The organism is Gammaproteobacteria bacterium (genome assembly GCA_032250735.1).
Lineage (GTDB): Bacteria > Pseudomonadota > Gammaproteobacteria > SZUA-152 > SZUA-152 > SZUA-152.
The window spans coordinates 56,179-65,355 of record JAVVEP010000018.1; the positions used below are offsets into that span (position 1 = coordinate 56,179).

Below are 9,177 nucleotides of genomic sequence, written 5' to 3' on the forward strand. Positions count from 1 at the left end.
ATGTCGGATCAGAACACCTCTACAAACGCGCGTGGCGAACCGCAGACCACGGTCCACAGTGATGACCTTGAGCAACGCCAGGCCTACCATGCGATTTCCACCGTGCTGGACAGCCTGGATGCGCTGGTTTATGTCACCGATATGCAGACCGATGAGATCCTGTTTTTCAACCAGTACGGTAAGACGATCTGGGGCGATGCCGTCGGCAAGGTCTGCTGGCAGACCCTGCAGTCCGGTCAGGACGGCCCCTGTAAATTCTGCACCAACCACAAGCTGGTGGATGAAAACGGCCAGCCAACCGGGGTGCTGGTGTGGGAGTTCCAGAACACCGTCAACGGCCTCTGGTACCAGTGTCGCGACCAGGCGATTGAATGGATCGATGGGCGTCTGGTGCGCATGGAGATCGCCACCGACATCAGCGACCGGAAACGGGTCGAAGAAGAGCTGAGGCTGGCCAAGGAGCGGGCAGAGGCGCTGGCGCGCCGCGATGAACTGACCGGGCTGAATAACCGTCGCGCCTTTTTTCACGACGGGGAGCAGATCTTTAACCGGGCCCGGCGCTACAGCCACCCGCTGTCACTGATCATGCTGGATGTCGATCATTTCAAGCACATCAACGACACCCATGGCCACACCGCCGGCGATAACGTGCTGAAATCCCTGGCCGCCATTTTCCACAAGCACGTCCGCGACGTGGACATCCTGGGGCGTCTGGGGGGCGAGGAATTCGCCATCATCCTGCCGGAAACCACCCTGCTGGCGGCCGTGGCCATGGCGGAAAGGTTGCGTAGCGAGATCGAGACCAGCAGCATCAGCAACGTCACGGGCAAGATCAAGGTCACCGCCAGCTTTGGCGTCAGCAGCCTGGTTCCCCAACAGGACTCCATTGATGATCTCATCCATGAGGCCGACAACGCCCTCTATCAGGCCAAAGGAAAGGGCCGCAATCGCACCGAGATCAGCTAGGAGCCTGTGAAAAATCCCCTGCGTAATCCGCCACCCGGCCAGCGCAGGCGGTATTCATGAAGGTTGCGGGTTAATTCTGTCGCGCGATTAATTTATGCTTAGGAACACGTAATCAAAGGCAGCACAACAAGACCATGATGCACCGAAAAACCGGCTTTCCACACCAACACCATCAGGCCCGTCGATCATGAGCGAGGACATGAATCTCCTTGTGTTGCTGCTGGCGATGCTGCTGGCCGCCCTGCTCGGCGGTGGCTTCGCCCACCTGCGCCAGCAGCGCCGCGTCGCCGGGCTGACGGCGAGGAACACCGAGCTCAATACCCAGCTGGAGATGGAGCGCATCAGCCATGCGGACAAACTGCTCGCCATTGAGAAGAACCATGATCAGGCGCGCAGCCAGCTGACCGAAACCTTCAGCCACCTCTCCAGCCAGGCGCTAAAACACAACAATGAGGAGTTCCTCAAGCTGGCGCAGGAGAACCTCAAGCAGTTTCAGACCAGGGCCGCGAGCGAGCTGGGCCAGAAGGAGCAGGCGATCGAAAACCTCGTCAAGCCCATCAGGGAGGCGCTGGAAAAGACCGAAAAACAGATTCGCGTCATGGAGCACGAACGCAAGCAGGCCTATGGCGCCCTCACCCAGCACCTGGAGACCATGACCCTCACCCAGCAGGCCCTGCAGGGTGAAACCCGGAATCTGGTCAACGCCCTCCGGCGTCCCGAGGTGCGCGGCCAATGGGGGGAGATGACCCTCAAGCGGCTCGCCGAACTGGCGGGCATGGTGGAGCACTGTGATTTCTACGAACAGGAACACACCCAGACCGAGGGCGGCGCCCTGCGCCCCGACATGATCGTGCGCATGCCGGGTGGGCGTGAGATTGTGGTGGACGTAAAGACGCCGTTAGACGCCTATCTGTCTGCGGTCGAGGCGGCGGATGACAAGGAGCGCGAGATCCACCTTGCCCGCCACACCAAAAACGTCCGCAAGCGGGTGCAGGAGCTGGCGGCCAAGGGTTACTGGAATCAATTCAGGAACACCCCGGATTTTGTGGTGCTGTTTATCCCCGGCGACCAGTTTTTGAGCGCCGCGCTGGATAACGATCACGCCCTGCTGGAAGACGCCATGCAGCAAAAGGTGATCCTGGCCACCCCCACCAGTTTTGTCGCCCTGCTGCGGGCCGTGGCCTATGGCTGGCGTCAGGAATCGCTGGCGGAAAATGCCGAACATATTCGCGAGGTGGGCGAGGAGCTCTACGGGCGCCTGGCCACCTTCGCCGAGCACCTGGGTAAGATGGGGAAAAATCTCAACACCACGGTGCAGCATTACAACAAGGCCGTCGCCTCGTTTGACACCCGGGTATTGCCCAGCGCCCGCAAGTTTACCGAAATGGGGATCTCCACCAAGAAGACCGTGGAGCACATCGATCAGGCGGAGATCGCGGCGCGCACCCCCGAGGGGCAGGAGACCGAGGCGCAAAAAGTGTCGCCGGCAGCAGCGGAAACACCACCCAAACCGGAGACCCTGTCCACCGAAGAACGCATCAAAAAGGCGTTGAGTTAGCCGCAGGAGGGAGAAGACGGCGTGATGGCCCGCGAGGTGCTAACGCGAGCTAGTAACAAGAGATGGTCAAGCGAAGGGGTAAAACATCGTTCAGCGGCGCGAAACAGGCTCAATCCGCCAGACTGTCACGCGCGGCCTTCCTGGCATCCTTGAAGGCATCCACTACCGTGTCCTTGGCCTTGTCGGTGAGCGCGCGTTCCGCAAAGGGATTGGACCACAGCGGTCGATCCTGGCCGAGGTTCACACCAAACCAGAGCCCCACCACCAGCCCCAGCACCATACCGATAAAATATTTTTTTATGCCGAACATGCATTCACCTTACACAACATTATCCACCACATTGGCGACCACAAGATGGTCGACCACGAGCTACGCATAGTATGGCAGCCGACCCCCACCAGCAAGCGACGGCCGCCGAGCCGCTCGCCAGCGCCTATGCCTACTGTCAGCAGATGGTCCGCGCGCACTATGAAAACTTTCCGGTCGCCTCCTTCATTCTGCCCAAACGGCTGCGCCAGCCGATCAGCGTGATTTACGCCTTTGCCCGCAGTGCGGACGACTTCGCCGATGAAGGCGACTGGGATACCCCGACGCGGCTCGCAAAACTCGGGCAATACGACGACTATCTGGACGCGATTGAACGGGGAGAGCCCGTCGACCAGCCCATCTTTATCGCCCTGGTCGATGTGATCAGACAACACCGACTGCCCCTGTCACTGTTTCACGACCTGCTCATCGCCTTCCGCCTGGACGTCAGCAAAAAACGCTATACCGACATCGACGAGGTGTGGGACTACTGTCGCTATTCGGCCAATCCCGTGGGCCGCTTGCTGCTGCACCTGATGGGACAGGCAACGCCGCAAAACCTGCAGCAGTCCGACGCCATCTGCAGCGCCCTGCAGCTGATCAATTTTCTGCAGGATATCGAGCAGGACGTTGTGGAGAACCAGCGCATCTATCTGCCCCAGGCAGAGCTTGCCCGCTTTGGCATCGACGAGGCACAGATCCGCGAGCGGCGCAGCAATTCCGCCTTCCGCCAGCTCATACAACAGCACATCCGCTATGCGCGCGACCGGATGTTGGCCGGCAAACCCCTGGGACGGGCCGTCGGCGGGCGCTTCGGCCTGCAACTGCGGCTGATGATCAACGGCGGCCTGCGGGTACTGGAGCTGCTGGAGCAACAGCAGGACGACCTGTTTGCCCGCCCGCGACTGCGCAAACGCGATGGGCTGTTAATCCTGCTGCGCTCGCTGTGGTAGAACGAGCCGAAATCAGAGTCTGTGAAAAAATCGACGGCCATAATAGGCCGACGGTTTTTTCACAGGCTCCCAGTCATGATAGCGTGGCGAGCTTTCGGCAAAGACCCATAGCGCCAGGATCATAAACAGGGTGGTGAGCGTTTCCACTTGCGCCTGAAACGGCCGAGCGGCCTGCCCGTTCCCTGCCGCCGTATAACATTTCCCTCGCCGCTATTCATGCTAAAGTATTGAACCCTCTCTCACCTTCGATGACCCGTGCTGACACTATGAAAAAAACCATGCAGGCCCTCGTCAAGAAACACCCCAGTCAAGGTTTGTGGTTAGAAGAGGTGCCTGTGCCGGAGGTCGGCAACAATGATGTGCTGATCAAGATCCAGAAGACTGCCATCTGCGGCACCGACATCCATATCTATAACTGGGATGACTGGGCACAGAAGACCATCCCGGTACCGATGACCATCGGCCATGAATTCGCCGGCACCATTGTCGATATGGGCGCCAATGTCAGCGGGCTGACTATCGGTGATGTGGTGTCCGGCGAGGGCCACATCGTCTGCGAGCGTTGCCGCAACTGTCTGGCCGGGCGACGCCACCTGTGTCCCAACACCATTGGAGTCGGCGTGAACCGTAACGGTTGTTTTGCGGAATACCTGTCGATTCCCGCAAAAAATGTCTTTCGGCCGAACATCGACATCCCCCCGGAGGTGCTGGCCTGTTTTGACCCGTACGGCAATGCGGTGCATACCGCCCTGTCATTCAATATGGTGGGCGAGGATGTATTGATCACCGGCGCGGGCCCGATCGGCATCATGGCCGCGATGGTTGCCTCCCACTGCGGGGCGCGCAATATCGTCATTACCGACATCAACGATTACCGTCTGGATCTGGCCCGGCGTATTGTGCCGAAGGCCATTGCCATCAACGTCAAAAACGAAAGCATTAGCGAGGCGTTCATGCGCAGCCTGGGCATTCTGGAAGGCTTTGATGTGGGCCTGGAGATGTCGGGTTCGCCAGCGGCGTTTCGCGACATGCTCGAGCGCATGATCAATGGCGGCAGCATTGCGATGCTCGGCATCATGCCGGATGGCACGGCCATCGACTGGACCAAGGTGGTGTTCAAGGGGCTGTTCATCAAGGGCATCTACGGACGCGAGATCTTTGAGACCTGGTACAAGGGCGTGATGATGGTGCAAAGCGGCCTGCCACTGGAAAAGATCATCACCCACCGCTATCACTTCAGCGACTTTCAGCAGGGCTTTGACGTCATGCGCTCCGGCCACTCCGGCAAGGTCATTCTCAGCTGGGAAGATCGCTGAGCGTTTTATTAACAAGACGCATGGAAAGGCTACTCTTCAATCAAGACACGCTAAGAAAACATCCGTGTATGCTCGACAGCAGCATCCCTGCTGCTGACGGTCATGATTGAAGAGCAGCCTTTCCATGTGACTCAACCATAGTATTCTTTCAAGGGCATAACCATAAACGAGGTGCGCCATGAGTTTCATTAGTGCGAAGACCGGCCTGGCCCAGGAGCTGGCGGAGATCAGACAGGCCGGCCTGTGGAAGGACGAGCGCATCATTGACTCCGAACAGAAGAATGACATTACCCTCGCCGACGGCCGTGAGGTGATCAACATGTGCGCCAATAACTATCTCGGCCTGGCCAATCATCCCGAGGTGATACAGGCCGCTAAAGACAGTTATGGGCGCTGGGGTTTTGGACTCGCCTCGGTGCGCTTCATCTGCGGCACACAGTCGATTCACAAGACCCTGGAGCAAAAGGTCTCCCGGTTTCTTGGCATGGAGGATACGATCCTTTACGCCGCCTGTTTTGACGCCAACACCGGGCTGTTTGAAACCATCCTCCACCAGCAGGACGCAGTGATCTCCGATGAACTCAATCACGCCTCCATTATCGATGGCGTGCGCCTGTGCAAGGCGGCGCGCTTTCGCTACCGGCACAACGATATGCAGGACCTTGAGGAGCGCCTGAAAGAGGCCAAGGCCGCCGGCGCACGGCGCATCCTGATCACCACCGATGGCGTATTTTCCATGGACGGCACCATCGCCCAGCTGGACCGGATCTGCGACCTGGCCGACCACTATGACGCCATGGTGCACCATGACGACTGTCACGCGGTGGGTTTTATGGGCAAGACCGGACGCGGCATCCATGAATTTCACGACGTGATGGAGCGTGTCGATATCATCACCGGCACCTTCGGCAAGGCACTGGGCGGCGGCTCCGGCGGCTATACCTCGGCACGCCAGGAGATCGTCGACATGCTGCGCCAACGCTCCCGCCCCTACCTGTTCTCAAACACCCTGGCCCCGGCGATCTGTGCGGCCTCCATCCGGGTGCTGGACATGCTCTCGGCATCCACCACCCTGCGCGACCGCCTGCAGGAAAATACCCGCTACTTCCGCGCCGGCATGCAGGCGGCCGGCTTTGCCATCGCCCCCGGCGAACACCCCATCGTGCCGGTGATGCTGGGCGACGCCGTACTGGCCCAGAGCATGTCGCAGAAACTCCTCGAGCGCGGCGTCTATGCGGTGGGCTTTTTCTTCCCTGTGGTGCCCAGGGGCCAGGCCAGAATTCGCACCCAGATCTCGGCCGCCCACACCCGGCAGGATCTGGACACGGCCATCGCCGCCTTTGCGGCGGTGCATGCCGAGCTGACCGCCTAAGCCATTCCCCCGCAGCCTGTCGGGCGGCGCCTGAGCATAGCGGCGCTGCATGTCGACGACGATGCTACACTGTCTATCAAGTCATTCGATATCGTCAGACATGCACATAACCAGAAGAGGTAACCCATGGAAAAGACTGGCGCTGTTGCGCACGATCGCGAGACCCTGATCAGCGAATTTCAGCGTGTCCGTGGAGCGACTGAACACCTCTGCCAGCCCCTGATCACGGACGATTACCAGATCCAGTCGATGGCGCAGACCAGCCCGCCCAAATGGCATATCGCCCACGTCAGCTGGTTCTTTGAGGCCTTTGTCCTGTCGCAGTTCCAGCCGGACTACCGGGCCTTTCACCCCGATTTCGACTTCCTGTTCAACAGTTATTACTACACCCACGGCGAGATGTACCCGCGGCCCCGGCGCGGCATGCTGTCTCGCCCAGGCGTCGATGAGGTGTATCGGTACCGCGCCTGGGTCGATGAGGCGATGCAAAAACTGATGCACACCGCCACTGACGCCCAGTGGGCCAAACTGGCGTTTCGCATCACCCTCGGGCTGCACCACGAACAGCAGCATCAGGAACTGCTGTTGATGGATATCAAACACAATTTTTCGGTTAACCCGCTCAGGCCCGCCTACCGCACCGACCTCAAGATTCCGCCGGGCAAGGGCCGGGAGATGCAGTGGCAGGAGGGTGAGAGCGGCATCCAGGCCATCGGTTATAGCGGCGACGGCTTTGCCTATGACAACGAAACCCCACGCCATGAGCGGCTGGTCCGCGAGCATCGACTGGCGGACCGCTTCATCACCAACGGGGAATATCTGGCCTTCATGAACGATGGCGGCTATGAGCATCCCGCCCTGTGGCTGTCCGACGGCTGGGCCCTGATCCAGCGCGAGCAGTGGCGGGCTCCCCTGTACTGGGAATCCCGAAACGGGGAACCCGGCGATGACCAATGGCGGCAGTTTACCCTTGGCGGCATGCGCGAGCTGAACCTCGACGAGCCCGTCTGCCACCTCAGTTTTTATGAGGCGGACGCCTATGCCCGCTGGGCGGGAAAACGTCTCCCCCTGGAGGAAGAGCTGGAACTGCAGCTCGCCCAACAGCCCGTTGCCGGCCATTTTGCGGACCGGGATCTCCTGCACCCGGCCAGCGCCGGTGAACACGGTCAATGGTTCGGCGACCTCTGGGCCTGGACCGCCTCGCCCTACACGGCCTACCCCGGCTTCCGGCCGCTGGCCGGGTCGATGGGAGAATACAATGGCAAATTCATGTCCAACCAGATGGTATTAAAGGGTGGCTGCTGTATTACGCCTGCCCAACATATGCGTGCCTCTTACCGAAACTTTTTTTATCCCGACGAACGCTGGGCGTTTACCGGGCTACGACTGGCAGAGGATGGCTGATGGAAAAAACCGTGACCTTCCATGACTATAAACCGCAGACGGCGAGCCTGCGTGAGGCGGTCATCAACGGCATGTCCAGGCAAGCCAAATCGATCCCGCCCAAGTTTTTCTATGATGAACGCGGCTCGGTACTGTTTGACCGGATTTGCCAACAGCCGGAATATTATCCGCCCATCGTCGAGCGCAGAATGCTGTTGCAACACGCCGCGGAAATCGCCTCCCTGACCGGCCGGCACCGCGTACTGATCGAACCCGGTGCCGGCAGCGCCGACAAGGTACGCCTGCTACTCGATGCCCTGCGCCCCGCGGCCTTTATTCCCATGGATATCTCCTGTGCGCACCTGAAGTCCGCCGCCATCGCCCTGGCCGAGGAATATCCCTGGTTGACGGTGCATGCCACCTGCGTCGATTTCACCCACTCATTGCCCATCCCCGGGATCGCACCGGACGGGCCCCGGCTGGCCTTCTTCCCCGGCTCCAGTATCGGCAATTTTGATCGCTCCGAGGCACACACTTTTCTGACCATGGTCCGCCAGGCTGTGCGGGACGACGGCATGCTGCTCATCGGTGTGGACACCAAAAAAGATACCGCCATCCTCGATAAGGCCTATAACGACCGGGCAGGCGCCACCGCGGAATTTAACCTCAATCTTTTACACCGCATGCGCCAAGAGCTGGGCATGGAGTGTGATCCCGCGCGCTTTGAGCACAAGGCCTTCTACAATTCAGCGGCCGGGCGTATCGAGATGCACCTGGTGAGCCGGCAAAAACAGACCCTCCGCCTGAACGGCCACCATTTCGATATCGATTCCGGCGAATCGCTGCATACCGAAAATTCCTACAAGTATGCACCCGCCGAGTTCCTGCAGATCGCCACCCGCAGCGGCTTCACGCCACTGCGTCACTGGGTCGATGAGGATGGCCTCTTCGCCATCTATCTCTTTGCCGCCGACGTTGATCGTGCCGAGTAACTACCACTAGCCGGTAGGGCGCAATAACCGAAGGGCATTGCGCCGCAGGTCAGCCACTACGAAAAACAACCGCGTTGTGAGTTGAGCCATAAGCTGCAAAGGCGGATGAGATTTAATCAATTAGTTAAGTGCTCCATGACTTCCATATATTGCAAACGAAAAGCGGCATAAGTAGAAAATATCACCACATATTGACGTATAAGCTGCAATAATTACGAAGCTAATAATATATTTGCCAAGGTCTCAAATGCAGCGGTTGCAGACCTCCACATATTTTGAGGGCGTTCAAAATTCTGTGTCAGCCTAGGCGGTTAGATTTCCAGAACGCCA

General features: G+C 59.2%; 8 protein-coding genes. 7 read left to right on the plus strand and 1 reads right to left on the minus strand.

Features of this window, described 5'->3' with window-relative positions; translation table 11 throughout:
• Together RRB22_11075 and RRB22_11080 are read left to right on the plus strand one after the other, a co-directional pair.
• Window positions 1-966 (plus strand): GGDEF domain-containing protein, encoded by a 966-nt coding sequence (locus RRB22_11075; protein ID MDT8384951.1) that lies wholly within the window; start codon window positions 1-3, stop codon window positions 964-966.
• Between the two features lie 199 nt (window positions 967-1,165).
• The gene (locus RRB22_11080; GenBank protein MDT8384952.1) at window positions 1,166-2,524 is read left to right on the plus strand and encodes a DNA recombination protein RmuC; all 1,359 of its coding nucleotides are present in this window, start codon (window positions 1,166-1,168) and stop codon (window positions 2,522-2,524) included.
• Between the two features lie 109 nt (window positions 2,525-2,633).
• Here RRB22_11080 and RRB22_11085 read toward each other — a convergent pair whose 3' ends face one another.
• On the minus strand, window positions 2,634-2,834 hold the full coding sequence (locus RRB22_11085) for a hypothetical protein (GenBank protein MDT8384953.1): 201 nt from the start codon (window positions 2,832-2,834) through the stop codon (window positions 2,634-2,636).
• Window positions 2,835-2,905: 71 nt separating this feature from the next.
• Between RRB22_11085 and hpnC the strand changes: the two genes are divergently transcribed.
• The 5 genes from hpnC (at window position 2,906) to egtD (ending at window position 8,847) form a co-directional block, all read left to right on the plus strand.
• Complete coding sequence (gene hpnC, locus RRB22_11090) at window positions 2,906-3,784, plus strand: squalene synthase HpnC (GenBank protein MDT8384954.1); 879 nt, start codon at window positions 2,906-2,908, stop codon at window positions 3,782-3,784.
• Between the two features lie 278 nt (window positions 3,785-4,062).
• Window positions 4,063-5,100 (plus strand): L-threonine 3-dehydrogenase, encoded by a 1,038-nt coding sequence (tdh, locus tag RRB22_11095; GenBank protein MDT8384955.1) that lies wholly within the window; start codon window positions 4,063-4,065, stop codon window positions 5,098-5,100.
• A 178-nt stretch (window positions 5,101-5,278) separates the two neighbouring features.
• Window positions 5,279-6,472, plus strand: a complete 1,194-nt coding sequence (gene kbl, locus RRB22_11100; protein ID MDT8384956.1) for a glycine C-acetyltransferase — start codon at window positions 5,279-5,281, stop codon at window positions 6,470-6,472.
• Between the two features lie 126 nt (window positions 6,473-6,598).
• The gene (gene egtB / locus RRB22_11105; protein ID MDT8384957.1) at window positions 6,599-7,876 is read left to right on the plus strand and encodes an ergothioneine biosynthesis protein EgtB; all 1,278 of its coding nucleotides are present in this window, start codon (window positions 6,599-6,601) and stop codon (window positions 7,874-7,876) included.
• Entirely contained in the window at window positions 7,876-8,847 is a 972-nt protein-coding gene (gene egtD, locus RRB22_11110) for an L-histidine N(alpha)-methyltransferase (protein ID MDT8384958.1), read from the plus strand. Before egtB ends, egtD begins: the two co-directional genes overlap by 1 nt.
• Window positions 8,848-9,177: the final 330 nt, after the last annotated feature.

What these genes read in the sequence shown, in the direction of transcription:
- RRB22_11075 (MDT8384951.1), top strand. Translation starts at nt 1, where the DNA reads ATGTCGGATCAGAACACCTCTACAAACGCGCGTGGCGAACCGCAGACC.
- RRB22_11080 (MDT8384952.1), top strand. Translation starts at nt 1,166, where the DNA reads ATGAATCTCCTTGTGTTGCTGCTGGCGATGCTGCTGGCCGCCCTGCTC.
- RRB22_11085 (MDT8384953.1), bottom strand. Translation starts at nt 2,834, where the DNA reads ATGTTCGGCATAAAAAAATATTTTATCGGTATGGTGCTGGGGCTGGTG.
- hpnC (MDT8384954.1), top strand. Translation starts at nt 2,906, where the DNA reads ATGGCAGCCGACCCCCACCAGCAAGCGACGGCCGCCGAGCCGCTCGCC.
- tdh (MDT8384955.1), top strand. Translation starts at nt 4,063, where the DNA reads ATGCAGGCCCTCGTCAAGAAACACCCCAGTCAAGGTTTGTGGTTAGAA.
- kbl (MDT8384956.1), top strand. Translation starts at nt 5,279, where the DNA reads ATGAGTTTCATTAGTGCGAAGACCGGCCTGGCCCAGGAGCTGGCGGAG.
- egtB (MDT8384957.1), top strand. Translation starts at nt 6,599, where the DNA reads ATGGAAAAGACTGGCGCTGTTGCGCACGATCGCGAGACCCTGATCAGC.
- egtD (MDT8384958.1), top strand. Translation starts at nt 7,876, where the DNA reads ATGGAAAAAACCGTGACCTTCCATGACTATAAACCGCAGACGGCGAGC.